The organism is Salinispora tropica CNB-440, assembly GCF_000016425.1.
Taxonomy (GTDB): Bacteria; Actinomycetota; Actinomycetes; order Mycobacteriales; family Micromonosporaceae; genus Micromonospora; species Micromonospora tropica.
The window spans coordinates 3,567,595-3,593,498 of sequence record NC_009380.1; the positions used below are offsets into that span (position 1 = coordinate 3,567,595).

Here is a 25,904-nt window from a genome sequence, read left to right on the forward strand (position 1 = left end):
GTCGAGAAATGACCTCCGATCCACTGCGGCTGACGGGCGAGGTAGACGATGCCACGGCCCGTCTCCTGCGCACCACGGCCGACCTCGACGAGACGAGCATCGCCGCCGCCTCCCTGCTTCCCGGTTGGACCCGGGGGCACGTGTTGGCCCACCTCGCCCGGAACGCCGACGGATTCGTCAACCTGCTCACCGCCGCCCGTACCGGGGACCCCATCCCGATGTACGCGAGCCCGGCCGCCCGTACTGCGGACATCGAGGCCGGCGCCGCCCGCCCACCCGCCGCCCACCGGGACGACCTGCGACGCACCGCGGATCGGTTCGCCGAGGCGGTGGCGGCGATGCCCGCCGAGGCGTGGGGTGCCACCGTCGACACCCGGCGCGGGCCGTGCCCCGCGGCGAGCCTCGTCTGGGGACGGCTGCGGGAAATCGAGGTGCACCACGTAGACCTGGCCATCGGCTACCAGCCCGCCGACTGGCCGGAGGCGTTCGGCCACCGGCTCCTGCGTGAGGTCGCCACCGGCCTGGTCGGTCGCTCCGACGCGCCGCCGATGGTGCTGCGCTGCGACGGCATGGGCCACGAACTGGTGGTCGGCGACCGTACCGCCGCCCCGACGGTGAGCGGCACCGCGCCCGACCTCGCCGCCTGGCTGATCGGCCGCAGCCCCGGGACCCTGCTCACCGTCGCCCCCGACGGCCCCCTACCGAACCCACCCGGATGGATCTGACCAACCCATGACCTACACCGGAGACGTCACCCCCGGCGGCCCGCCAGCCATCCGCGAACTCGACCGGCTCACCATCACCAAGGTGTCGGTCGGACCGATGGACAACAACGCCTACCTGCTGCGCTGCCGGACCACCGGCGTACAGGTCCTGGTGGACGCGGCCAACGAGGCGCCCCGGCTACTCGACCTGATCGGCGATGCCGGCCTCGCCACGGTGGTGACCACCCACCAGCACATGGACCATTGGCTGGCGCTGGAAGAGGTGGTGGCCAAGACCGGCGCCCGACCGCTGGCGCACGCCGAGGACGCGCCCGGGCTGCCGATCACGGTGGAGCCCGTCGCCGACGGTGACCGAATCCCGGTCGGTGACTGCACGCTGGAGGTGATTCACCTGCGCGGGCACACCCCCGGCTCGATCGCCCTGCTCTACCAGGACCGGGTCGGCACCTCGCACCTGTTCACCGGGGACAGCCTCTTCCCGGGCGGAGTGGGCAACACCAAGCAGGATCCGCAGCGCTTCGGCCAGCTCATCGACGATGTTGAGCAACGCCTCTTCGACCGACTACCCGACAACACCTGGTTCTACCCGGGCCACGGCAAGGACTCCACGTTGGGCCGAGAACGCCCCGCCCTGCCCCGGTGGCGAGCCCGGGGCTGGTAGCCGACGCGGCTGGGCGGCGACACGGTCCTGGGGTAGGCCGCCGTCCACCGGGGGTTGCGGCAGCCCCCACGGTGGACTGCCGACGACCGAACGGCGCAGCGCCGAGCACGATCCTGCTGCCCGAGTCGCTGGCATGCTCGTGGCCTCGGGCCAGCTGTGAAGGATGCTACGAGTTCAGGTCGTATCGGCGTTTGTATTCGACATCGGCGTAGATCACGCTCATCATTGGCCTGGCGACCTTTTTGATCGGCATCAGCACGTTGCCGGTGATTCGCGATGCCCCTCCTCAGCTGGGCCGACCGCGGACGAGCGTGTGGCAAGACTTCCACGAAGGACTGCACCATGTACGGACTAGACCATGGCTATCGTCCATGGTCCACGGCACTGTGCAACTGGCGCTGGTGAATGGACCACTGTACGTGCTGCTGCCGCCGGTACTCGGCACCGGAAGTGAACGGATGTACGGTCTGGTGGTGGCCGAAGCCGCTGGCTTATGACCGGGGCCGCTTTCGCCGGTACCCGGGGCCCAGGCCGTCCGGGCTACACGGCGATGCTCTGCCTATTGGCTCAGCTGCCCCAACTCGCGGGTATGGCGTTGGGCGCCTCCGGCCTCCTCATGGTGCCGCTCTCCCCTGTCGCCGGCGCCGGTCTCGGCGGGTTCGCTGTCCTGTGGCTTAGTACGCTGCAGGCCTCAACGCCGAAGGACAAGCTCGGCCGCGTCATGTCGGCCGACTCCTGGCCAACACCGCATTCACGCCCATCGACCCCGCCCTCACCGGGTGGCTCTTCACCATCACGGGTCCCACTGCACTCGCCACCATCGCCGCCGCGGTTCTCGTGCTCTCCGTCGTCGTTGTCCCGCCCATTCCAGGAGTCGCGGATTTGGGTAGCCCAGCGACGACCCACCCGAGGGACGATGCCACCGTCAGCTACCGATCGCCCCTGACAGTCGGCCACGCACTCAGTGCCACCGCATCAGGATGAACGGTGTTGCGTTCACTTTTGCCGGATAATCAGGCGATTCTTCCAGGACCTCAGCAGGTCATCGCAGAAATATCACCCCAAACCGCTATATCGCATAAAACGGAATACGCCCGAAGATCGCCGGGACTATGACCCAATCTTCCCATTAGTGCGACGGGCTGGCGCCCAAATCGAGGAAGACCTAGGATGAGCACCCAAAGGGACTACAAAGGACGCAAAATCAATTCTGAAGGACAAGCCCCTGCCTAACGGGGAACACATCAACCTTTAACAATGTTCATTTAGCGCCCGCTGCAACTCGATTTGGAGAAACGTGATCGGCTTAAAAAGCTCACTGGCGCATAAATCGCCTCGACGCCTTAGCACGTCACCTAGAGGCTTGCTTTTCGGAATAATAATCTTTTCCCTGCTGGTCAGCTTACTGCCAGGCAATCCGGCACGGGCTGACGAAACGTCTCCCCCTAATGTCGATCGGTCGCCGGTAGTGCAGGCGTGGGTGGCCGGTGGTTCTCAGGTCCGCACTGCGGCCGAGCGGGCCTTGATCGGTTCGGATGAGGACATCCAGGCGTTCCTCGATGAGGGTTGGGAACAGGCACAGCGGCTGGACGAGCGTGATGCGCTGGTGTCGGTGATCGCCGAGGCCGGGCCCGCACTGCGAACGGCGGCGCAGCAGGCCCTAGCCGCTGCCGACGATGGTGATACGGATGCGCTGTCCGACTTCCTGAGTGCCGGCTGGCGGCAGCCGTCAGACACCGACGCCCGGTTGCGTGTCAACCAGATGATGGCAACTGGTGGGGATCAGGTGAAGGCCGCCGCGCAGGAAGCGTTGGACTCGCCGGATCCACTGGTATGGCGTGAATTTCTAGATACAGGTTGGCAGTCGCGGTGGCTGATCGACCAACGGATTCGGGTCAACCAAGCGATGGCCGCTGGCGGGCCACAGGTGAAAGCAGCAGCTCAGAAGGCGCTGGATGCCGGCACACCCGAGGCGTTCGAGATGTTCCTGGGCTATGGATGGTCGGTAGCGGCAGCCCAGGATCAGGAGACCGAAACGCTGACGTCCCTGCAGACGCAGGCACAGGCACAGGGTGATTTGGCTGAGCAGGAGACTCAGCGGGCTGAGGAAGAGGCAGCGCGGGCAAAGGAGGCCGCGGAGGCGGCTCGGCGTTCGGCACAGGAGGCCGCCGCGGCGACCGAAGCAGCGCGACAGGACACGGCTGAGGCAGCGGCGCAGGCGAAGCGGGCCGCGGTGGCCGCGCAGAAGGCGGCCTCCGCGGCGAAGGTAGCGGTGCAGGCTGCGGCGTCGGCGAACCGGGCGGCGCGGGCAGCCGCAGCCGCGGCGCAGCGTGCGGCATCGGCGGCCGCGCAGGCGGATCGGGCGGCGACGAAGGCGTACAACGCCGCGGCGCGGGCGGCGACGGATGAGTCGAAGGCCGACGAAGCCCGGGCAACCGCGCAGGAGGCGAGGGACCAAGCCAAGCTGGCGCGGGGGATTGCCGAAATCGCCGACGTGGCGGGTAAGGCTATCCAGGCGAGTTCGGATGCGATGGACGCCCTTGACGGGGCGGTGGAGCAGGCGCTGCTGGCAGCCGCCGCCAGCGACGAGGCAGTCCAGCATGCCAATGCCGCCGGCGCGAACGCCTCGGCCGCGGTGGCGGCGGCCAACCAGGCGCGGGCGGACGCGGACCGGGCGCAGCGCGCGGCGAATGCGGCCCAGAAGTACCTGAACGTGGCGGCGCAGTCGGCCTTCGCTGCGCGGGACGCGGCGATTCGGGCGGCGCAGCATGCGGAAGATGCGGCGGACGCCGCGATCGACGCGGCGAACCATGCCGGTGACGCGGCGACTGCGGCCGAACGCGCTAGCGAGGCCGCCAACGCGGCGACTGCGGCAGCACAGGCAGCGGTGGAAACCGCCAGCCAAGCAATTGAGGTGTATAACGCGGCGCGGGAGGCAGACTCTGAGCGGCTTGCCGTCTTTCAAGACGAGCATGTCGAGGCGGCCCACCAGGCCTCCGCGCTGTATGACGAGGCGCAGGCGGCGGCCACGTGGGACGCGCTGCAGGCTGAGCAACGGGACGCGGAGACCGATCAGCTGATCGCCGAAGCGCTGGACCCGGCAACCGAAACCGCTGCCGCGGTAGCCGCTGCCCGCAGGGTGGCGCTGAACCTCATGCATGCCTCCGGTACCTGGACGCGGCAAGCCGCGCAGGCAGCGCTCGGTGGCAGTGATGCCCAGGCTATGGAGTTCGTTCGGACTGGTATCGCAGCGGCAGCCGGGCAAGACGACCGGCTCGTGGTTGGCGAACTGGCGATCAGCGAAAACGTCTCACTACGGGACGCGGCCCTCGCCGCATTGGAGGGTAGCGACGCCGAGGTTTCTCAGTTCCTTGCTACTCAGGACTACCCCGGGCGCTACGTCCAAGACCGGCTCAAGGTCAACCAGATCATGGCTGCCGCGAAGGACTCCGGCGATACCCACCTAGCGGAGAAGGCACAGGAGGCCCTCAGTAACGGCGATGGGCAGGTACTGCGCACGTTTATCGCGTCCGGACAGTACTCGGCAGCCGCCATCGGCCAGCGGATCCAGGTCAACCAGATCATGGCCAGTCCGGAAAGCGGCCCGGAGGTCAGGGCCGCCGCACAGATTGCCCTCACTGGACCGCCGCCCGGGCTACGCAAGTTCCTCACCGAGGGGCGCTACGCCGCCGCCGAACGGGACCAAAGCGCCGCCGCGCACCTGGCGGTGGTTGCCAGCCTCGTGGAACGGATCAACGAGGTCGCTCAGACCGCGACACAGGATGCAATGAACGCGCAGGCGGTCGCGGCCGAAGCCCGCGACGACGCAGCATCCGCGGCGGACTACGCGAACCAGGCCGCCCAGTCAGCGCAAGCCGCGGCCAGCTATGCCGTGCAGGCGGCGCAGTACGCCGAACAGGCCAGTAAGTCCGTGGTCAAGGCCGAAGCCGCGGTCCAGACCGCCAAGACAGCGGCAACCCAGGCAGTCGGCTCGGCCCGCAGCGCGATCCGCTCTGCTTCCTGGGCGGTTCTATCCCACGAAAGGGCCGTCCAATCTGCCAGGGAGGCGCAAGCCTCCGCGCAAGCTGCATACGACTCCGCCATCGCCGCCGAAAAGAGCGCTAAAGAAGCCGCCAAGGCGGCAGAGGAGGCTCGTAAAGAAGCCCACGAGGCCGTGGGTCTCGAGGTCTCAATATGCACTTTTAAGTACAACAACGCCGGCGATGACTGGGACACGTTCTTTTCCGACGAATCGAATGACGCCGCCGAGACCTGCGTGCGAAACATCATCGTCGATCCGTCCGAACTAACTACTCGGGCGTACATCAACGCCGGGTATTGCGATGTCTATGCCACGGGTAGTGATCCCTACAAAAACTGCATTGCATCGGTACTGTCTCCCACCTTTCTGCGTGACCAGACGCTGACCATCCTCACCGCACTTATCGAAGGCGTTGCTGCGCTCCTAATCCCGATTGCCGCAACTCTGGCGATCGGCTGTATAGCGACGCTCGTTTGCGCTGCGGTAGCTGAAACTCTATTGGCCATAGGTGAGGCCGGATTCAACGTTCAGCAATACATAAACGGTGACCAAGACCTAGCAGAAACCCTGCTAAAACTGAGCACCCTGGCGCTAGAATCTCTAGCCTTCGCCGGAGCCACAAAACTTGTCGAAAGGGGTTTTCAATCGATAAAAGGGCTATACACCATCAGCCGCTCTGCCAAACAGGCTGAGGCGAGCCTGGCGGCGGCCAATATTTCGCGAGGTCGGCTCTGGCTCACGTCGTGCCTGACCAGGAGCAGCTCCTCCGCCACCACGCCCATTCTATTTTCGGGCGGCAGTAGCAATCCCATTTCCGACATCACAGTTGGCAACCGCGCCCTAGCAACCAATCCCGCCACCACCGCGCAGCCCATGACGAACGTCACTGCCTTCCGCACCCACCCTGGTCGGCGAGTGATGCACAACTTGACGGTCGGTGAGACCCGAACATATTATGCTCTGAGTGCTGCGCCCGCCCTAGCGCGCAGCACCAGCTGCTTTGGACTGGACGGCCTCGTCTACATAGGCAGCGATACGTGGCGAACGCCTGCCGGGCTGCACTATGCACCAGGAACGGTGCAGCAACACAGGTTCCTACACGTACTAACACACATGCATCCCAGCACTAACCCCAAAAAGAAGAATCACACCGTCTTCAGTATTTCGGCAGAGGAAGTATTTCCTTTGATTGACGAGGCATGGCTTTCGCGCGATGGATCCATGCTCATAGAAACGCATGGCGAGTACACCCAGTGGGGAATCCCCATGGGCCGTCAAATCGGAACTGCGGGCGAAACTCATCTCTGCCTCGTGGTTAAATACGGCGACGAAGTAGTCACCGCATTCCCGATAATGGATCCAAAAAAGTGCAAAAAAAGTTAGGATCGCCTGGATGGAAAACTCTGAAGGGATCGAATGCCCGGCATGCGGACAGGACTGGCAAACCTGGTACCGGGTTCGCGAGGACGGTCGCATGTTTCTGCTTTGTCCGGAGTGCGATTCGATCTGGCTTCCCGGCGACGACCACCACGCTCTACCGACACGTTTTCTTGACAATTTGTTCGGTCCACAGCCAAAGTTCTTCAACGCATGGGCCCTAATTGAAGAGTGCGACCCACCTCTGCCTGACTAGTCGCATCGCCGGCAGGGATCCGGCAAAGTCGTGACGTTTTCTGGCTTGTAAGGCTTGAAGTAGAAGTACCGTTGTTGGTGGCAGCGAGACGGGCATGACCTGTTCGGAAGATCATCAAGGTTCCTACGCCACGCTGATCGTTCGAACGAGTCATGCCCGCACCGCCATCGTCACTGATCTCATCGGCGTCCTGCGAACCGGCTCTGACCGTTGCCGAGACCGCTGGTGGGCTGCCCCAAGCGCTCGCACTGGCTAGGTCGCCGACGCGCCGCCAGCAACAGCACTCGTCTTGGGCATGACCGCCGGCAACGCCCGTCGAAGGCGATGATCCGTCGACTGCTGCAGGCCATGGACGTGCACCTACTGACCGCAGCGATCCGGGCAGCTGTTGCGTCAGTGCCGGCGAAAACCACGACCTGCTCGCTTCCGAGTCTGCGTTCGCATGCGGGCCGCCCCGATCCCGGCCAACTCCGGCAAGACCACACAGCACCGGCGAAACTGCGGCAGACAGGCAGGCCAACGCCGCGCTCTACCTCATCGTAATCATCCGGCGGCGATGGGGCCCACGCACCCGTGACTACATGCAGCAACGCACCAAGGAAGGCATGTCCAAGAACGAGATCATCCGCTGCCTCAAGCGCTAAATCTCCCACGAACTCTACCAGCTCATCGGCGCAATCGACTCGAACTGGCCACTTGACACATCTATACGAGCATCTTTTGCCGGGGCCCCTGGCATCGCTGGCGAGACCGCCGGCCCACTCACTGACTGTCCACAGGCAACGACGAAGCAGGTCCGAGTTCGTCTATTGACGATGCACTGCAGCTCAGCAAACCGAAACGGGCTGCGCAGGGCGATCAACAGATCCGTAAGGGTGAGCAGCCTCAAGGCTCTAATCGGCGTGGCCGCTGGCAATGAGTGACCAAACGGCCTGAGGCGCCGGACGAGGCTATCGATCCGGCGCCTCAGAAAAAGTGGGATCTGGCGGTCAGGGCTTGACGGTCAGCTGCAGCAAAGTGGTGGGTTCATTGCCAGGCCCACTACCTTGGCCGAACTGGGTACTACCGTCGGGGATGAGGTCCTTCGTGGTTTCTTCTCCACTTTCTGTAATCACCGTTGCGGTACCATTGTGGCCGGTCCCGGCCCGTTGGCCGTCGCCGAAAATCTCGAAGACCGCAGGTATCCGGAGATCCAGCCGACCGACCGGCCCGAGGGCTTTGAAGCAAACTCTCGCCTGGCTAAGTTCCGAGGTCCACACCTCGATCACACCGATGTCGTTCACTGGAGGTGTGTTGCAGTCGGCGAACACGATGTGACCGTCGCCGGAGATAAGTTCCACGTTGTGCTCAGCCAGAATGGCAGCTGCTCCCGGGTAGCTGAAGTCCTCCACGATTGAGCCGCCGTTGCTCTCGGTTGGCATATCCTCGGTTGCGGCGATAGCGACGCCCACCGACGCCACGCCCGCCAGAGCTACACCGATCGTTCCAGCCACAAACATTTTCGATACGACGCGCATGCCGTACCACGTCCTTTCATCAACTGCCGCCATACGGCAGGCAGGGGTATTTGAACTAGTCAGCTGGTGAATCTCGGCATCCCGCGAATTGCGGCCTGCACCAGCAATGGGCGGTGACGCAGAGCTACCAGCGGCGGGTGTTGTCGGGCCAGGAGTTGTGGGGTTGGGCGGAGAGGATGGGGTCCCAGTCGCTGCTGGTGGTGCCGGTCGGGGTGTACGGGGTGATGTCGGTGCCGCTGCCGTTGAAGGGGGAGGTGTCGAGGTAGCCGGTCACCACGCCGTTGGCGTCGCGTCGGTAGTAGAGGCCGCCGCCGGGTGAGAACAGCGAGGTGGCGTCGGCCCAGCCGTTGGTGGCGAGGTCTGCCCGGCTCCAGTCGTTGGCGCCGACCGCGGTGTAGGCGATGAGTGTGCCGTCGGTGTAGGTCGCCAGCAGGCGTCCCTCACCGGTGGCAGCGAGGGTGGGTACGTCGAAGCCACTGCTGACGATCACCGTACGGTCGATCAGGTCGGTGGCCGGGTCCGCGGGTTTGGCCTTGGTCACCGTGTACCGCAGCCACGTGCCGCCGGCCCGGCCGAACAGGGAGCCGTACCCGTCGTAGACCAGCAGGTCATGACTCCAGCCGCCACCGAGACGCTCGGCGGTGCGGGTGAAGGTCAGCGGCTGGGTGCCGGTGATGTCGACCCGGTACAGACTGCCGGTGTCGGTGGTGACCAGCAGGGTGTCCGAGTTCAGGGTTGCCAGCGCCTTCGGCGTGAACCCGAGGGTCTGCGCCGACACGGTGCTGGCCACCTTCGCCCCGGTGACCGGATCCAGCGCGGTGTAGGACAGGCGACCGTCGGAGTTGACCCCGTACACCGACACCAGACCGGTCCACGGCCGCGCCGACAACAGCACCTGGTCCCAGCCGCTGCTGCTCACCGGATCGTTCGGGAAAGACTCGATGTCACTGCCGCTACCATCGAAGGGATTCGCGTCGCGGTAGCGGTCCAACCGGCCGGTCGAGCTCCGCGCGTAGTAGTGGCCGCCACCGGGCGAGAGCAGATGCGTCGGACCCGACCAACCAGTGCTCGCCAGATCGTCTCTCGACCACGCCTCGGCACCGTTACCGTGGATGGTGTACGACAACAGACGGCCGTCGGCGTTGCCCAGGATCCGCCCGGCGCCCGGCGACGTGACAGACGTCAGGCTGAACCCGGTGCCCATCGAGGTGGCCCGGCCGATGTGCTCCACGCTACTCGGCTTCTCGGTGGTCAACGTCCGACGGCGAAGCTCATCCGTGCCCTCGAGGATGCCGTACAGCGACCCGTACCCGTCATAGGCCAGCCGGTCATAGGGAGACCACCCGTTCATGACCCAGCTGGTGGTGAAGGTCAACGGATCTGTACCGGTGACGTCCACCCGGTACATCTTGCCGTCCGTGTCGGTGATCAGGATGGTGTCCTCGTTCAGGGTGGCCATCGCCTTCGGGCTGAACCCGAGGCTGGCCGCCGACTGACGATCCGCCCGCAGATCACCGGTAGCCGAGTCGATCACACTGTAGGTCAGCCGACCGTCGGACAACACACCGAAAATCTGCACGTCAGCGGTCTGCTCACCGACCCACGCCGCGAGGTCGTCAACCCGGGTGGCGGTCGCCCCGTCCCGGGTCTCCGTCTCCCCCAGACAGCCCTTCTGCCACGAGGTGTTACTGACAGCCACCAGCGCGGGCGCACCCTCGACATCCCGGAACACCGGCCCCCCGGCGTCACCCTTGCAGATGGTCGCCCCCGCCGACGCCCCCACCACACCGACGGTGGCCGTGGCGACATCCTGGACGGTGAAAGCGGCGGCGTGCAGACGGTCCGGCACCCACTCCGTAGCGGTGCGGCCGTAACCCGCGACCGTCAACGTCTCGCTGGCCGCCGGAGCCGTGTCAGCAAAACCCACCGGAGTGATATCGGTGACCGGCGCGGACAGACGCGCCAACGCCAGATTCCGCTCCGAATGCGGAACCACCGCCACCACCGCACGCTCCTGACCCGCCGTCCCCGTCAGATCAGTACGGCCAATCAAAGCACGAGTGGGTTTCCCCGGCACCCCCCGAACCACCGGCCCGGTGCCATCACTGAAACAGTTCTTCGCCGTCAGCACCCAATCCTGATCAACCAGGGCACCCGTACACGCCTGCTCATCACCGAACATGACCTTCGCAGTGAACCCGTACCCCCCATCCGGAACCGAATCAGAACCAGCAACAGCCCGAGCCACACCGCCGCCACCCAACAGACCAGCCGCGAGCACCGCCCCCGTCAGGGCCGCACCCCAACGACGAAAACCATGCACTAACAAGAAATCCCCTCACGTAAGAGCCGTGGCGCTATCCGGCGAGAAAGTCCGCCGGCAAAGCCCCTGTCCCGGCACCTAGGCGGCAGTCGCCCAGTCCAACATCATCTACGGCGCCATCATGCCACACCCGGCACACCCTGCACTAAGGACCAATTGGGAGTTGCTTCGCACCGCCCGCCACTATCCTATTAGCACCCTCTACCCCATGACGGCGGGTGATACAGGTGCCAGGACTTCCAGCTGCGGGACTGCTGACCACGTCCCTAACTACCCACGGTCCAGGAGGACGCCGGGGTTGAGTACCCACGATGGATCGAGGGCGGCTTTCGCGGCGCGCAGCGCCAGCGCCACCTGCTCCGGTCGCTGCTGGTCGTACCAGGGCCGGTGGTCGCGGCCGACGGCGTGGTGGTGGGTGATGGTGCCCCCGGAGGCCAGCAGCGCCTCGGAGACGGCGTGCTTGATCTGATCCCACTGGGCCAGGGTGCTACCCCATCGGCCGGCGGCGTAGACGCCGAAGTAGGGAGCCGGCCCGTCCGGGTAGACGTGGGTGAACCGGCAGGTAACCACGCCGGTCGCGCCGACCTCCCGCAGCGCCGCGCCAACCGCGTCAAGCACGGCGGCCCGCATCACCGGATAGCGGTCCCAGGTACAGGCGGTCTCGAAGGTCTCCACAATCATCGACCGAGCCGCAAGGGCATCCCGCTGGTACGGCATCCGCAGGAACGACGACCGCCAGGCATCCGTGGCGCTACTCCCCCGGGACGCCGACACGTCGCGCTCCCGGAGCGGCTCGGGCAGCGTCCCGCCATAGTCACGACACAGTTCGACGGCCCGTTCCAGCGCAGGCCGGACCGGGTGGTCCGCGGACTCGAAGCCCAGCACGAGCACCCCGCCGCCGGTGGCCGCGCCGGCGTTCAGCAACGCCTCCGCCGGGTCGAGCAGCCGGCAGTTGCTCGGGTACAGCCCGGACTGGGCGATCGCCCGGGTCGCCGCCACGGCCGCGTCGTGCTCGTCGAAGTGCACCGCCGCGTCCGCCCGCCACCGTGGCCGGTTCTGCAGCCGAAGCCACGCCTCGGTGATGACGCCGAGCGCGCCCTCCGAGCCGAGGAACAGCCGGTCCGGTGACGGTCCCGCACCGGAGGCCGGCAACCGGCGGGACTGGCTGATGCCGGTCGGGGTGACCACCCGCAGTGCCTCCACCAGGTCGTCGATATGGGTCAGGACCGTCGCGTAGTGCCCGCTCGCCCGCGTCGCCAGCCAACCGCCGACTGTGGAGAACTCGAACGACTGTGGGAAGTGCCGCAGGGTGAGGTGCTGCGGGCGAAGGTGTTCCTCCAGCGCCGGCCCGAACACGCCGGCCTGGACCCGCGCCGCCCGACTGGTCCGGTCGACCTCCCGCACCCGGTCGAGCCGGCCGAGGTCGAGGCTGACCGTTCCGGGATAGTCGTCGTCCACCCGGGGCTCCACGCCGCCGACCACCGAGGAGCCGCCACCGTACGGGACGACCGCCAGGCCGGACCGCGAGCACCAGTCGAGCACGTCGACCACATCCTGTTCGGAGGTGGGGCGGGCGACCAGGTCCGGTGGGTGCCGTACATCGCCGTGCAGGTTCCGGACCACGTCCCGGAAGGCCTTTCCGTGCGCGTGCGCCGCCCGTTCGGCCGGCTCGGCCGAACACACGTGCGCTAGCACCGCCGGCGGAGTGACCCGCGAGGGCGGCAGATCCAACTCGGCCACCGGCGGCGGTTCGTGTGCGGTCAGGTCAACGTCGGGTAGCAGGGTCCGCACCCGGTTGGCCAGCCTCGTGGCCTCCTCGCCGGTAACCGCGTCCTCGACGTAGCCCCAGCCCCACCATGAACGGCGCTTCACCGGCATCCAGTCTCCCCATCGTCACCGAGGTCGATGTACTGGAACCTACTCGGCTGGCGACGTAACCGGAATCCCACTGCCCGGCGCCGCTGACGCGTCAGCCACGGTCGGGCCCGGAACCCTGCTCCTGCGGGGTGGTTGGTGGAGGGCTCGAGCTGGGGTACGGAGCGCGTCGTCCAGCGACTCCGGCGACCACCGACGCCGAGTCACCGCCGACACCACGGTGGCGAGCAGCACACCGACCACCATGGTCACCACCATTGGGCTGGGTGAGCCGGGCAGCAGCCCGGTGATCGACCGGGCTACCGTGCCCATGACCAGATAGAGCCCGGCCCACGCCGCTGCGCCGAGCGCCGCACAGCCCACGAACCGCCGGTACGACATCCGCAATCCACCCGCGACCAGCGGCAGCAACGCGTTGAGAACCGGCAGGAAGGGCGCCAGCAGCACCATCTGGCCGCCGCTGCGGCGCAGGAGGCGCTCCGCCGCCGCCCACCGCTCTTCGCCGATCCAGTCGCCGACCCGCCCGCGCCGCAGCCGGTCGGCGAAGCGACGACCGGCCAGGAAGCTCAGCGACCAGCCGGCCAGGCACCCGGCGACCACCGTGCCGAGCACGGGGAGACCAGCGGTGGGGCCCCGTGCCCCCACCGCCGCGAGGATCGCCACGTCCCCGGGAACCAACACACCCAGGAGCGGCACCGCATCGAAGATCATCACCAACCCGAGCGCCCCCAACAGCAGGAGGGTGGGAAGCTCTCCGATCTGGGCCAGCCAATCCATGCCCGACACGCTAGGGCCAAGCCGCATCCCTGGACATCCGGAGTAGCCCCCAGCCGCCCCTGACTTCCCCTTCAGGGGCGGCTGGGGGCTTCGGTCAGGCTGGCCGCAGCACCTGCACCCGCCGCACCGGGGAGTCGGCGGTCGGTTCGGTGGTCGGCACCTCATGCTCGGCGACGACCACCAGCCCGTGGGCCGGCACGTGCCCGCGGCCCGGCTCGCCGACCAGCACGTCGATGCCGGCGGATGCGGCACGGCGGAGAAACGGCAGCATCCGTGCCGCCGTCGCCCGGTCGTACAGAACATCGCCGGCGACCAGCAGGTCCAACTCGGCGGGTGTACCGTCCAGCAGGTCCCGGTCGGTGGCCGCGATCCGCACGCCGTTGGCCCGCGCGTTGACCGTGACGGCGGCGACCGAGTAAGGGTCGGTGTCGGCGGCCAGGACGTGCGCCGCGCCGGCCAGCGCGGCCGCGACCGCGACCACGCCCGAGCCGGCAGCCAGATCGAGTACCCGGCGACCCGTCACCAGGTCGGGGTGGTCGAGCAGGTGCCGGGCGAGGGCCTGACCGCCCGGCCACACCGACGCCCAGTACGGCGGGGGCAGGGCGTGCCCGGCTCGGGCCTCCATCCGCGCCCACCAGACGATCGGATCCTCGGCCAGGTGCAGGCGCAGACCGGGCACGAACGGCACGGGTAGCAGCCGCAGCCGGTCCAGGCCGTGACCGGGCGCAGCGATCTCCCGTTCCAGATCGACCAGCGCGGTCGTGGCTACGCCCATCGGGGCAGCATGCCCCAGTCTGGTAGGCCACCGTGCGGTGTTCGGCAGGTCCGCCCCGGACTGGTCATTTCGTTGCCTACGGCACTTCGTCCAGCGAATCGGCGCGCGGCCGGCTACTGTCAGGAAGGTACCGGGCGATCATCGGCCGCCGGCTGAGGTTGCCCGCTTGGAACAGGGAGAGATGCATGGCAACCGGCACCGTCAAGTGGTTCAACGCAGAAAAGGGCTTCGGCTTCATCGAGCAGGATGGCGGGGGGCCGGACGTCTTCGTCCACTACTCGTCGATCTCGATGAGCGGTTACCGGGAGCTGAGCGAGGGCCAGAAGGTTGACTTCGATGTGACCCAGGGCCAGAAGGGCCCGCAGGCGGATAACGTCCGCCCGATGTGACCCGCGGCGGTGACGGCGGCCGGTGGTTCGGTCGCCGTCACCGCCGGATGCTCCGGAGAGCCCGTACTCCGCGAAATCGGATGCCCTTCCGCCAACCGGTCATCTCGGACCGAGGGCGATCGGTGTGTCCGTACGTCGCCGCAGGCCGGACTGCCTGCCCGCCGGCGCTGGTCTTGGGTAGCTTCCATCTTGGGTGGGCCCACCGGCGGTGGGCCCACCCAAGACCCTGGTCAGGAGATGGTGGCGTTGGTTCCGAGGTGGAGACTGTTGTCGGGCAGGCCGACGGTGTAGGTGCTGAAGATACGGCGGTTCGGGTCTACCTGGGTAGGGTCGCTCTGCCAGGTTCCGGAGGTGTCTCGGCTACGGTGCCAGACACCGCTGCCGTCAACGGTGACGCCAAGGTGCAGGGTGCCGTCCTGGAGTCCAGCCGCTGAGACTCCGGTGACCGCCGGGTTGGTGTCGATGTGGGCGGCGCTGCTGCTCGAGCCGACTCGGTGCCATACCCCGCTGCCGGATACGGCGGTAAGGATGTGCAGGCTGCCGTCGGGTAGGGCGGCCGACGCGATCGCGATGATCGACTCGTTGGTGTCGAAACGGGTGGCGGTGGAGGCCCAGTTTCCATCAGTGTCACGTTCGCGGTCCCACGCTCCACTACCGGGCACGACGACCTGTAGGTGCAGGGTCCCGTCGGGCATTGCGGCTGCGGCGAGGGCGGTGATGTCCGGGTTCGCGTCAACCTGCGTGGCGTTCGGGGCCCAGGTCCCGTCGGCAGCGCGGACTCGTTCCCACACACCGCTGCCGGGGGCCACCACGAAGACGTGCAGCGTGCCGTCAGGCAGCCCGGCCGCGGCCACCGCCGAGATCGCGCCGTTACCGTCGACCCGCGTCGCTTCACTCTGCCACGCCTCACGATGCCACAGCCCGCTACCCGGCACGATCGTGAACAGATGCATACCCCCGTCGGGCAGTGACGCCGCCGCTATCCCGGAGATCGCGGTATCCGCATCCACCCGCGTCGTACCAGAGGCCCACGCCCCGTCCGCGGCACGCGCGCGGTTGTACACCGGGCCATGCGGACGTGTATCGGTGGTGGCGGGGTTGCTGGCGGCGGGGATGTCGGCGCAGCCGCCGTAGCGGAGACCGGAGCGCAGTTCGGTGTTGGTATGACTGCTGTAAATACTCCAGGTGGAACCACTGGTGCAGTCGCGACGGTAGAGGATGAGGTCGGTGGCGTTGTCGCCATTGTAGTCGCCGGGCGCGGGAATATCCCTACAACCGCCGTACTTGAACCCATCCTTGAGGTGAGTGTTAGTACGAGGACTGTAAATGCTCCACGTCGATCCTACGGCGCAGTCACGACGGAACAAGGCCAGGTCAGTGGTGTCGTCACCATCGTAGTCACCCGGCGCGGGAATATCCTCACAACCACCATAACGGTGCCCAGCGAAGATCTGGTCACCAGTAGCACCACTCTGAACCCACCAGGTGGAACCACTGACACAATCACGACGGAACAAAGCAAGATCAGTGGTGCCGTCACCATCGTAATCACCCGGCGCGGGAATATCCTCACAACCACCATAACGGTGCCCAGCGAAGATCTGGTCACCAGTAGCACCACTCTGAACCCACCAGGTGGAACCACTGACACAATCACGACGGAACAAAGCAAGATCAGTGGTGCCGTCACCATCGTAATCACCCGGCACGGGAATATCCTCACAACCACCATAACGGTGCCCAGCGAAGATCTGGTCACCAGTAGCACCACTCTGAACCCACCAGGTGGAACCACTGACACAATCACGACGGAACAAAGCAAGATCAGTGGTGCCGTCACCATCGTAATCACCCGGCACGGGGATGTCGCTACAGCCGCCGTAGCGATGGTCGGCGAAGATGCTGGCGCCGGAGGCCGCGGACTGGGTCCACCAGGCCGATCCGTCCGCCGGGTCCGGCCGGTACAGCGCGAGGTCACTGCGCCCGTCGGCGTCGTAGTCGCTCAGGGCCAGGCTCTGGGCGCCCCGGCTGCTTCCGACCTGCTGGTCGCTTTCCACCCGCTGCGAGTTGTCGGTGCTGGTCCAACCCGGCGCGTTGCAGGTGTTCCACAGCATCCAGTCTGTCAGGTCATCGACCCGGGTTCCGGTCGCGCCGTCCTGAGTGGCGTCCTCCCCCAAGCAGCCCTTCTGCCAGGACGTGTTGTTGAGCGCTACCAGTTGCGGGCTACCGTCGTTCTCCCGGAATGCGGGGCCACCCGCGTCGCCCTTGCAGATCGTCGCGCCATCTGTGGCACCCACGACCTCAATAAGTGAATTGTTGACGTTGTGGACGGTGAATGAGGCGGCGTGCAACTGGTCCGGCACCCACTCTGTCGCGGTTCGGCCATATCCCGAGACCGTGAGCGTCTCAGGGGCGGCCGGCGTGGTGGCGATCGGAACGGTCGGGACCTCGGACACCCGCACGGGGAGTTGGACAAGGGCAAGATTTCGGTCCGGGTGCGGAATGACCGAGATCGCCGAAACCTCGTAGCCGTCCGCCTCCGTGAGGTCAGCGCGTCCGACCACGACAGTGGTCGGACGGGTTGGGGGTCCGGCGACAACCGGCGCGTTCCCCTCGGCGAAGCAGCTCTTCGCCGTCACCACCCAACTTTGTTCTATCAGGGCGCCGGAACAGGCATGCACCTGACCGAAATTCACTTTAGCGGTGAAGGAGTAGGTGCCGTCCGGTACCGGCGTGGCCCCGGCGACGGCGCCAGCCGGGCCACCGCTCAGCACACTGGCCACCAGTGTGATTCCAAGTGCCGCCCCACCCCAGCGACGCAGGCTGTGTCGTGACAAGAAATCCTCCATGAGATCCACGAGTGCACATTTACAAGATCGGATCGGATCTTATCAGAGGGTATTTAATGTTCTGTCAGGCTCGAGTCAACCTCGGGGACCTGATCTACCTCAAAATTCGCGCAGATTAACCCAATAACCACCGAAATCAGGGCCACGTCTAGCCGCGACGGGATGGCGTCGCCGCCTCGGACCAAACGGAAGCCAGGCCTTAAGCCTCAGAAGGCTACGGATCAAACGTATTCAAAATAGTGCTATCTCGTCCGGATCACCACAGAAGCCGTCGGGCTACGTCCAGGGAAGTGGTGTACGACCTGCCTCATTAGGCCGAACCAGTCAGGGCAGGAGCAAGACCACTGACGGATCGAAGCTAAACTGACCCCGAGCGCGCCAAAACACCCGCCAGAATTCGGGCCGAATCGCAACTTCGACAACGTGGCATCCGGGAAGTCTTGACCCTCGACACCCCACCGCACCTATCGTAGGAGACCTCTTGTCACCACATCACCGACGTCGTTGGAGCGCAGCGCTACTCGGAAGTACGCTGGTCGCCGGTTTGTTGGGCGGCGGCTCAGCCGCTGCGGTCGCCGAGAGTAACCCGGTCCCAGACGACGCATACGGCTTCACCGCAAAATCACTTTTGGGGATAGCTACGCCTGCAGCGGCGCCCTGATAGCGCCGAATTGGGTGGTGACAGCAAAGAGCTGTTTCGCCGAGGGAAGCGCGCCCGTGGTCGCCGGGACACCAGCCAAACCAACGACCGTCGTGGTCGGTCGTACCGACCTTACGGAGCCTACCGGCTACGAAACCCCGGCGATCTCGATCATCCCGCACCCGGACCGTAACCTTGCCCTCGTTCGGCTTTCCCGACGGATGGTCGGAATCCCGGCTATTCCGATCGCTGCCACTGAGCCGGCTGCCGCCGAGACACTCACCGTCTCCGGATATGGCCGGACCGCCACAGAGTGGGTACCAAACCGGCTGCACGCCGCCTCATTCACCGTCCAGGATGTCAACCCCAAAGTCATAAGCATCGTGGGCGCCACGGCTGGCGCGACGATCTGTGAGGGTGACGCGGGGGTCCGGTATTCCGAGATAGCGGCGGCGACCCGCATCTCGTGGCGATCAACAACACGTCCTGGCAGAAGGGATGCCTGCCCAAGACAGCACCCCAGGACGGCGCGACTGGTACCCGGGTTGACGACCTGGCGGACTGGATCCAGCAGAACACCCCGTCCGCCTGCAACGCAGCGGGCTGGGCCACAACCGACAACCAGCCGAGCCAAGTGGTCCAGCTCGGGGACTACAGCGGTGACTGCACAACTGACTTATTCGGCCAGAATCCCGCTGGGACGTTGCGGGGCTGGGACGGCACCGGCGACTTGTCGGCAGACAACCGGCTATTCGTTGGACCAGGCGTCGCGGTGGGCAGCGGCTGGACCACCTCAGCATTCCCCCGGCTTTTCTAGGGCAGCGGTGGGCGGCCCTGCCAGGAACTGGTCGGCCGCCCACCTGAGGTCCTGGCGTACGACTCACTCGAAACATCCCGCGCAATGGGCAGGACCAACGCCGACGGGTGCTGCGGATCGTGCAGGATCTCCCGCCATCCGGCTTGCAGGGCGGTGGCGGTGCCGAGCGGCTCACCGGTGCCGGGGTTGCGCGCGTATCGGGGATGAGCCCCACCGCAGACCTGCACCCGCAGTCGGTGACCGGCGGCGAACCGGTGGGCCACTGGCCACAACGGCACCGCGACGCGGACTGCGCCCGTCGGGTTGGCCGCGAAGGCGGGTGGGCTGACCCGGACCAGCCCGTCGCAGATGTTCCAGGAGCGGCCCCGACGGTCCACGTCGCAGAGCCGCACGAAGACATCGAGGTACGGCAGCTCGCTTCGGACGAAGACCTCCGCCTCGACCGGTCCGATGACCTCCACCGCTGCCGGAAGCGCGGCGCTGGTCCAGGTCAGCACGTCGGGGCGGGCCTCGACGTGCCGGTTGTCGACCGGGCCGGCCTGCTGGGCCACCAGCAGTGGACCCCCCACCGACGGGGTGGGATCACCCGGGTCATACCAGAAGCCATCCGGGGCCGAGGCCGGAGACGGCGCGGGGCGCAACCCGCCGCGCGGGTGCAGGTACCAGGGGGTTGGCGTGGCGGGGGGCGGCCAGTCCGGCAGCTCCCGCCAACCGCCGCCGGACCCGCCGACGTGCACGCGGACCGGGGCACGAGCTCGCCCCGGGTACCCACCCAGGTGTTCGTCGAGCCAATCCAGCCCGTCACGGAGCGCCGCGGCGAAGAGCCCCGGGCTGCCGTGCGTCCACGGCCCGACGATGAGCCGGGGCACGGCACCGGCGTCCCGCAGGGCCGCGAAGTCGCGCAGCTGGGCGGGGAGAAAGATGTCGTGCCAGCCACCGATCATGGCTACCGGGGCGTGCACCTCGGCGAGCCGGTCGCCGAAGACCCGGGCCTGCCAGTAGGCCGCGTCGGGGGTGTGGTGGCGCAACCACTCCTGGAAGAAGGGCACGGTCATTCCGGTAGCCACTCGATCCGCCTCGGCCAATGGCAGGTGGGACAGGCCGGCGGCAAGCCGGGGCTGGCCACGCCGGAGTTCCCACTGCCGGGCGAGCCACCCGACGGTCTGCGCCTGGAGCAGTTCGACCCAGGTGAGCACGGTGTCCAGGGCGAAGGACTCACCCGGATACATCGAGTCGCGGGTGCCGGAGGCGGTTACCACCGCAACCATCGCCCGGAGATCAGCCGCGGCGTCGGCGGCGACAGCCCACTGGACGAAGCCCTGGTAGCTGGCCCCGAACATGCCGAACGTGCCGTTCCACCAGGGCTGTCGGCGGAGCCAGTCGAGGGTGTCGAGGCCGTCATCGCGCTCGTGTACCAGCGGGTCGAACTGGCCGCCGGAGCCACCGGTGCCCCGGCAGGACTGGATCACCACGTGATAGCCCCGCTCGCCGATGAGCCGGCCGAGCAGCCGCATCGGCCCACCCCGCCCGTACGGGGTGCGGATCAGCACCGTGGGCGCGGTCGTGCGGTCCGGGGCGTGGTGGTCGGTGCGCAGCGACACGCCGTCGCGAACCCGGACCGGGATGTCTCGGGTCAGCCTGACCCGGTGGGTACGCCGGGGCGGCAGGTGCAACACGGCGGCAGCCACCCGGGTTGCCAGCGCCGCGAGCACGGCCTCAGCCGTTCGCGCGGCGCGGCTCGGGGCGGGCGGCCCGGACCGCGTCTCGGTGTTCACGGAGCGTGGCCCGGACGGCCGTGACGAAGCGGTGGACGGTCTCCAACTCGTCGTCGGTGAAGCCAAGCATCACCGCGTCGGTACGGTGGCCGAGCGGCCGGAAGAACTCCCTCGCCACCTCGGCGCCACGGTCGGCGTAGTGCACCAGGACCTTGCGTCGGTCGGTGGAGGTGCGGTCGCGGCGGACGTGGCCGGCGCGTTCCAGCCGGTCGAGGAGCGCGGTGACCGACCCGGAGGAGAGGTCGAGGTGTTCGCCGAGGCGACCTGGGGTGATCGGGTCGCCGTGTAGTTCGGCGTCCATGACGGCGATCAGGGCCTGCAGGTCGGTGGCACCCAATCCGTGCAGGTGAGCGAAGGCGTGGCCGACGTGTTGGGCGTCCACCGCGTACCGCCGGAGTTCGTTGGTGATCTCCGCGATCAGGTGCTCGCGCCGGGTGTCGCGTCGCCGGTACATGCCGTGACCTGCCACGTCCCGATTTTCTCCTCGCCCTGGGGTTGTGGTTGCAGCATAACCGAGAGACCGATAATCTCGTTTATCGAGATACTTGGCAATCATGTAATCCCGGTGTGAGTCACCGAGCCGTCATCCCATCGAGCCGCGAGGAACCGATGTCCGTCTTCACCCACGTAGCCCGGGGCAGGTGGGCCGCGTGGCTCACCGTGGTCGCCACGATCGTCCTCGGCGCCGCCGTCTTCGGGCTGCCAAAGCCCGACAACCCCGCTCCCGTCTCCGCCACCGGGCTCTCCGACCAGTGGCAGTCCACCCAGGTCGAACGGCTCCAGGAACAGCTGCCCGCCAACGATGTCCAACCGGCTCTCGTCGTCGTCAGCCGCACCGACGGCGGTACGCTCACCACCGCCGACCGGGAGACCGTCACCGGGCAGATCAGCGAACTACGCCGGTTCGCGGTCAATGGGCAGGTGCCACCACCGCAGATCGCCCCGGACGGCTCGGTCGCCCTGATCGCCGTGCCGCTGTCCATCGAGGGGCAGGAGCAGACCGTCGAGACCGTCGACGAGCTACGGGCCGCCCTGGCCGGCACTCCGGCAGCCCTCACCGTCGAGGTCACCGGGGCACCGGCCTTCACCACCGATCTGACCCGGGTCTTCGAGGGCGCGGACAGCACCCTGCTGGCGGTAACCGCCGCGGTGGTGGCGCTGCTGCTGCTGATCACCTACCGCAGCCCGGTCCTCTGGATGGTGCCGCTGGCGGTCGTCGCCGCCACCGAGCAGCTCACCCTGCGTGCCGTCGAGACGATTGTTCCGGCGGTCGGGATCAACCTGCAGTCGGGAGCCGTCACCGGCATCGCCAGCGTCCTCGTCTTCGGTGCCGCCACCAACTACGCGCTGCTGCTGATCGCCCGCTACCGGGAGGAGCTGCGCCGCGAAGCGGACCGCTTCGCGGCGATGCGGACCGCGGTGCGCCGCACCGCGGAACCCATCCTGGCCAGCGGCTCCACCGTCGTCCTCGGCGTTCTCACCCTGCTGCTCTCGGAGCAGGAGAACAACCGGGCGCTCGCCGTGGCCTGCGCCACCGGCGTCGTGCTCGCCATGCTCTCCGCGCTCTTCGTACTCCCGGCCGCCCTGGTGATTTTCGGCCGTGGCCTGTTCTGGCCGTTCGTCCCGCGCCTCGGCAGCGCGGTCACCGAAGGACGCCTGTGGGGTCGGCTCGGTACCGTGGTCCTGCGCCGCCCGGCCTCCGTCGCGGTCCTGGCGACGCTCCTGCTGGCCGGGCTGGCCCTCGGCGGCCTCGGCATCCGGACCGGACTGTCGGAGACCGAGCAGTTCCGGGTCGAACCGGAGGCGGTCGCCGGAGCCGAGACCCTGGCGACGGCGTTCCCCGCCGGGACCACCCAGCCGGTCGCGGTGCTCACCACTCCGACCGCCGTCGACGCGGTCACCGCGGCCGCCGCAACCGTGCCCGGCGTCGCCTCAGCCCGACCGGGTAGCACCGGCACCACCGTCGCCCAGGTCGACGTGGTGCTGACCGCCGAGCCCGGCACCGCCGCCTCCGACCAGACGGTACGGGAGCTGCGCAGGGCGGTCGTCGCGGTGCCCGACTCCGCCCCACCCGCGGTTGACGGCGCCGGACCCTTCGAAGGAGCCCTGGTCGGCGGGGACGTCGCCGCCGGCTACGACACCGCCGAGGCCAACACGATGGACCTGCGACTGATCCTGCCGATCATCCTGCTGTTGGTCGCCGCCGTCCTGGCACTGCTGCTGCGCGGCCTGCTAGCCCCGGTGCTGCTGGTACTCAGCGTAATCGCGTCGTTCTTCGCCAGTCTCGGGGCGGCGTGGCTGCTCTTCGACCACGTCCTGGACTTCCCCGCGCTGGACAGCGGCGTGCTCCTGCTCGCGTTCGTGTTCCTCGTCGCCCTCGGGGTGGACTACAACATCTTCCTGGTCACCCGGGCCCGGGAGGACGCCCGCCACACCGGGACCCGCGACGGGATGCTCTCGGCCCTCCGGGTTACCGGCGGCGTCATCACCAGCGCTGGAGTGCTACTGGCCGCGGTCTTCGCCGTCCTCGGCGTGCTCCCGCTGATCCTGCTCACCCAGATCGGAGTCATCGTCTGCATCGGTGTCCTGCTCGACACCCTGCTCGTCCGGACGGTGCTGGTCCCCGCCCTCGTGTTCCTGCTCGGCGACCGGTTCTGGTGGCCCGGCCGCCCGCCGGCCGTGGCCCACGGAGGAGCCTCGGCCATACCGGCGCCGGTCCCCGCCCACGACTGATAGCCCTCGTCTCGGGCGTCACGGCACCGGCGTGGCGCCCGAGACGTCAGTAGCCGAGACACACGCACTCGGTCATCAGAGCGCGGACGTTACCCACATACCGTGGATTCGGGATGGTGATCGGGCTCCCCTCGCTCGCCACCGCGGCGTGGCCGTAGTTGTAACTGGCGATCACCGCGTTGAGCAGGCACGAGTTCAGCTCCGCCGAGCACAGCGCGGCGTCCAGCCGGTAGTCGCCGTCGAAGTACAGGTCGCCGATGTACTTGGTCAGCCAGGCCAGGTAGTTCGCGCCGAGATAGGCGTTGTCGCGGTGGTCCCACACGTCGTAGCTCTGCCCAAACCGTTGGTTCATCCAGTCGGCGGTCGCGGGCATCACCTGCATCAACCCGATGCCGCCGTCACAGGCGACGATCGTGGACTGCCAGCCGCTCTCCTGCCACGCGGTCGCCTTCACCAGGGCCGACGGGATCCGAATGTCGGGTGCTGAGGTCGGCCAATACGTCTTCGCTGCGGCGTTGGCAAGTGCCGCCTTCACCTGAGCGCGGGAAGCCGGCGTGCCCTCGTGGCGGGGTGGGCAGTCCGTTGGTCCCGGCTTCGGCGGCGGAGGTGGAGCCTGCGTCTCCTGTGCGGGCTTCGCCGCCGCTGGAGACGGCGTGGCGGCGGTGGGCTTCGATGTCGGCCGAACGCTGGGGGAGGCGCTACGGCTCGGCGCGTCACCCAGCTCCGCCCGCGCGGAGGGGGTGCCCGTCGCAGTCGGCGACGCTTCCGTGGTGCTGGTCTCCGCCATCGGTTCGGCCTTCCCCTGGACCCGCTCCCCCGCACACCCCACGGTGAGCAGCACCACAGCGAGCGCTCCCACGCCGATCCGGAGCACCTTCATGTTTCCCCCTCCGACCGACGCAAGATAGCAGTTGTCGATGCCTACCCGCCGTCCCACTACCCGCCGGAGACACTCTGCGGCGGGCGCGGGTAGGGCTCGGTCGCCGCCGGCGAGTCGACGGCGTCCGCAGCCATACCGACCGCCCGGTCCCGGGTCAACCACGCCACCATGAACACGGCCGTCCACGCCACCCCCAGTAGCACCGCGGAGAGAGCGCTGCTGGCGGTGCTCAGGCCGAGGTACAGCCGGGCGCCACCGACCCCCACCACCCCAACGGCAGCGCCGGTCCACGCGGCGACCGCCACCGGCCAACGGGCGCCCCGGGACAGCAGCCACGCGAGGGTGCACAGACTGGCAGCGACCACAGCGGTCTGGTTCGGGAACAACACCGGCGGGCCGGAGCGGTCGGGTCGAACCACGTCGACGGCGACCGCCAGCACCACCAACGGCACGCACGCGCCGACGGTGCCCACCACACTGAGTAGGTCAGCCTGCCAGGGCCGCTGCCGCCAGGCCACCCCCGCCGCCACCACCGACACGAACAGGATCACCACCGGGCCGCGCAGCGCCGAAACCGCGGCCAGCGCCACGTCCACCGCCTCCGGCGTACGGCGCGCGGCGAACCAGTCGGCGACGGTGCTGTCCACCAGCGACAACCCGCTGCGCCGGACCACCGCGCCGAACCCCCAGGCGACGGCGAGCCCCGCCAGGAACAGCAGCAGCAGGCCGGCAACCAGGTTCAGCAACAACGTCCACCCCGGGCCGAGAGCACGGGTGAGCAGGCCGAAGAGCGCCCCGTACCGGCGGGACAGCCCCCGCACCGGGGGCAGCGCGCCGGCCCGGGACAGCAGTGCCCGTACCGGATCCGGGTTCCGACCCAGCCAGCGCCCGGCCAGCAGCACCGCCAGCACCGCTCCCAGCAGCACCAGGACCGCGCCCGTGGCCCGGCCGAGCAGGTGCGAGACCGTCTCGTACGACTCGCCGGCCAGGTTTCCGACGATCACCGAGCCACCCACCCAGGTCACCACCCCACCCAGGTTCCAGGGAGCGAACCGTCGGTACGGCATCTGCCCCGCCCCGGCCAGCCGGGGCACCAGAGTCCGGGCGAAGGCCACCCAGCGAGCGGTGAAGACTCCCCGCCCCCCCAGTTTTCCGAGCATCGCGTCCGCGCGGCGCCACCGGTGTGGCCCGATGTGGGCGCCGAACCGGCTGGCGCGCAGCCGGGGCCCGTACCGGCGACCGGCCCGGAAGGCCACCGCGTCTCCCAGCACACCCGCGGCGATCATCACCAGCAGCGCCGGCCCCAGCGGTAGAGTTCCGGTGTAGGTGAGGAATCCGACCAGGAGCAGGGTGGCTTCCCCGGGCATCAACAACCCGAAGATAAGCGCCGTCTCCGCGGCCACGATCAACGCCGCGACCAGCAGGATCAGCCCCGGTGGCAGTTCCTGCATCCGGCTCAGCAGCTCATACACCCGTGCCCCTGGTCACGAAGG

At 67.7% G+C, this 25,904-nt stretch carries 14 protein-coding genes and 2 pseudogenes; 6 read left to right on the top strand and 10 right to left on the bottom strand.

Features of this window, described 5'->3' with window-relative positions; genetic code table 11:
* Nucleotides 1–8 precede the first annotated feature (8 nt).
* From STROP_RS15590 to STROP_RS15605, 3 genes are all read left to right on the top strand, one after another.
* Nucleotides 9–725 (top strand): maleylpyruvate isomerase family mycothiol-dependent enzyme, encoded by a 717-nt coding sequence (locus STROP_RS15590; RefSeq protein WP_012014326.1) that lies wholly within the window; start codon nucleotides 9–11, stop codon nucleotides 723–725.
* 7 nt (nucleotides 726–732) lie between these two features.
* Nucleotides 733–1,386: an MBL fold metallo-hydrolase gene (locus STROP_RS15595; protein WP_012014327.1), complete on the top strand. Its 654-nt coding sequence runs from the start codon at nucleotides 733–735 to the stop codon at nucleotides 1,384–1,386.
* Nucleotides 1,387–2,683: 1,297 nt separating this feature from the next.
* Complete coding sequence (locus STROP_RS15605; RefSeq protein ID WP_012014329.1) at nucleotides 2,684–6,811, top strand: ALF repeat-containing protein; 4,128 nt, start codon at nucleotides 2,684–2,686, stop codon at nucleotides 6,809–6,811.
* A gap of 1,239 nt (nucleotides 6,812–8,050) precedes the next feature.
* Here the strand turns inward: STROP_RS15605 and STROP_RS15610 are convergent.
* The 5 genes and pseudogenes from STROP_RS15610 to STROP_RS15630 all read right to left on the bottom strand — a co-directional run bounded on the left by STROP_RS15610 (nucleotide 8,051) and on the right by STROP_RS15630 (nucleotide 14,328).
* Nucleotides 8,051–8,578: a hypothetical protein gene (locus tag STROP_RS15610; protein ID WP_238380237.1), complete on the bottom strand. Its 528-nt coding sequence runs from the start codon at nucleotides 8,576–8,578 to the stop codon at nucleotides 8,051–8,053.
* Between the two features lie 124 nt (nucleotides 8,579–8,702).
* The gene (locus STROP_RS15615; protein ID WP_043535420.1) at nucleotides 8,703–10,907 is read right to left on the bottom strand and encodes a trypsin-like serine protease; all 2,205 of its coding nucleotides are present in this window, start codon (nucleotides 10,905–10,907) and stop codon (nucleotides 8,703–8,705) included.
* Between the two features lie 264 nt (nucleotides 10,908–11,171).
* Nucleotides 11,172–12,779, bottom strand: coding sequence for an FAD-binding oxidoreductase (locus STROP_RS15620; RefSeq protein ID WP_012014332.1), 1,608 nt, complete (start codon nucleotides 12,777–12,779; stop codon nucleotides 11,172–11,174).
* A 91-nt stretch (nucleotides 12,780–12,870) separates the two neighbouring features.
* Nucleotides 12,871–13,553, bottom strand: a pseudogene (locus tag STROP_RS15625) (DedA family protein).
* Between the two features lie 94 nt (nucleotides 13,554–13,647).
* Nucleotides 13,648–14,328, bottom strand: a complete 681-nt coding sequence (locus STROP_RS15630) for a class I SAM-dependent methyltransferase (RefSeq protein ID WP_012014334.1) — start codon at nucleotides 14,326–14,328, stop codon at nucleotides 13,648–13,650.
* Between the two features lie 185 nt (nucleotides 14,329–14,513).
* Here STROP_RS15630 and STROP_RS15635 point away from each other — a divergent pair, with 185 nt between their 5' ends.
* Entirely contained in the window at nucleotides 14,514–14,717 is a 204-nt protein-coding gene (locus STROP_RS15635) for a cold-shock protein (protein ID WP_012014335.1), read from the top strand.
* A 230-nt stretch (nucleotides 14,718–14,947) separates the two neighbouring features.
* Here STROP_RS15635 and STROP_RS25795 read toward each other — a convergent pair whose 3' ends face one another.
* Nucleotides 14,948–17,554, bottom strand: coding sequence for a trypsin-like serine protease (locus STROP_RS25795; RefSeq protein ID WP_012014336.1), 2,607 nt, complete (start codon nucleotides 17,552–17,554; stop codon nucleotides 14,948–14,950).
* Between the two features lie 690 nt (nucleotides 17,555–18,244).
* Between STROP_RS25795 and STROP_RS26060 the strand changes: the two are divergent.
* Nucleotides 18,245–18,574 (top strand): annotated as a pseudogene (locus STROP_RS26060) (trypsin-like serine protease); the annotation flags it as partial.
* Nucleotides 18,575–19,019: 445 nt separating this feature from the next.
* Here STROP_RS26060 and STROP_RS15655 read toward each other — a convergent pair.
* Nucleotides 19,020–20,735 carry a CocE/NonD family hydrolase gene (locus tag STROP_RS15655; protein ID WP_012014338.1) on the bottom strand — a complete coding sequence of 572 codons (1,716 nt, stop codon included), beginning with the start codon at nucleotides 20,733–20,735 and terminating at the stop codon, nucleotides 19,020–19,022.
* 4 nt (nucleotides 20,736–20,739) lie between these two features.
* Nucleotides 20,740–21,252 (bottom strand): MarR family winged helix-turn-helix transcriptional regulator, encoded by a 513-nt coding sequence (locus STROP_RS15660; protein ID WP_026275079.1) that lies wholly within the window; start codon nucleotides 21,250–21,252, stop codon nucleotides 20,740–20,742.
* Nucleotides 21,253–21,407: 155 nt separating this feature from the next.
* Between STROP_RS15660 and STROP_RS15665 the strand changes: the two genes are divergently transcribed.
* Complete coding sequence (locus STROP_RS15665; protein WP_012014340.1) at nucleotides 21,408–23,531, top strand: MMPL family transporter; 2,124 nt, start codon at nucleotides 21,408–21,410, stop codon at nucleotides 23,529–23,531.
* A gap of 46 nt (nucleotides 23,532–23,577) precedes the next feature.
* Here STROP_RS15665 and STROP_RS24175 read toward each other — a convergent pair whose 3' ends face one another.
* Together STROP_RS24175 and STROP_RS15680 are read right to left on the bottom strand one after the other, a co-directional pair.
* Nucleotides 23,578–24,411, bottom strand: coding sequence for a lytic transglycosylase domain-containing protein (locus STROP_RS24175; protein ID WP_012014341.1), 834 nt, complete (start codon nucleotides 24,409–24,411; stop codon nucleotides 23,578–23,580).
* A gap of 56 nt (nucleotides 24,412–24,467) precedes the next feature.
* The gene (locus tag STROP_RS15680; protein WP_012014342.1) at nucleotides 24,468–25,883 is read right to left on the bottom strand and encodes a DedA family protein; all 1,416 of its coding nucleotides are present in this window, start codon (nucleotides 25,881–25,883) and stop codon (nucleotides 24,468–24,470) included.
* Nucleotides 25,884–25,904: the final 21 nt, after the last annotated feature.

Excerpts from the sequence above, each read along its gene's own strand:
- STROP_RS15595 (WP_012014327.1), top strand. The coding sequence starts at position 733 with ATGACCTACACCGGAGACGTCACCCCCGGCGGCCCGCCAGCCATCCGC.
- STROP_RS15665 (WP_012014340.1), top strand. The coding sequence starts at position 21,408 with ATGTCCGTCTTCACCCACGTAGCCCGGGGCAGGTGGGCCGCGTGGCTC.
- STROP_RS15635 (WP_012014335.1), top strand. The coding sequence starts at position 14,514 with ATGGCAACCGGCACCGTCAAGTGGTTCAACGCAGAAAAGGGCTTCGGC.
- STROP_RS15630 (WP_012014334.1), bottom strand. The coding sequence starts at position 14,328 with ATGGGCGTAGCCACGACCGCGCTGGTCGATCTGGAACGGGAGATCGCT.
- STROP_RS15610 (WP_238380237.1), bottom strand. The coding sequence starts at position 8,578 with ATGCGCGTCGTATCGAAAATGTTTGTGGCTGGAACGATCGGTGTAGCT.
- STROP_RS24175 (WP_012014341.1), bottom strand. The coding sequence starts at position 24,411 with ATGAAGGTGCTCCGGATCGGCGTGGGAGCGCTCGCTGTGGTGCTGCTC.
- STROP_RS15590 (WP_012014326.1), top strand. The coding sequence starts at position 9 with ATGACCTCCGATCCACTGCGGCTGACGGGCGAGGTAGACGATGCCACG.
- STROP_RS15660 (WP_026275079.1), bottom strand. The coding sequence starts at position 21,252 with ATGTACCGGCGACGCGACACCCGGCGCGAGCACCTGATCGCGGAGATC.
- STROP_RS15620 (WP_012014332.1), bottom strand. The coding sequence starts at position 12,779 with ATGCCGGTGAAGCGCCGTTCATGGTGGGGCTGGGGCTACGTCGAGGAC.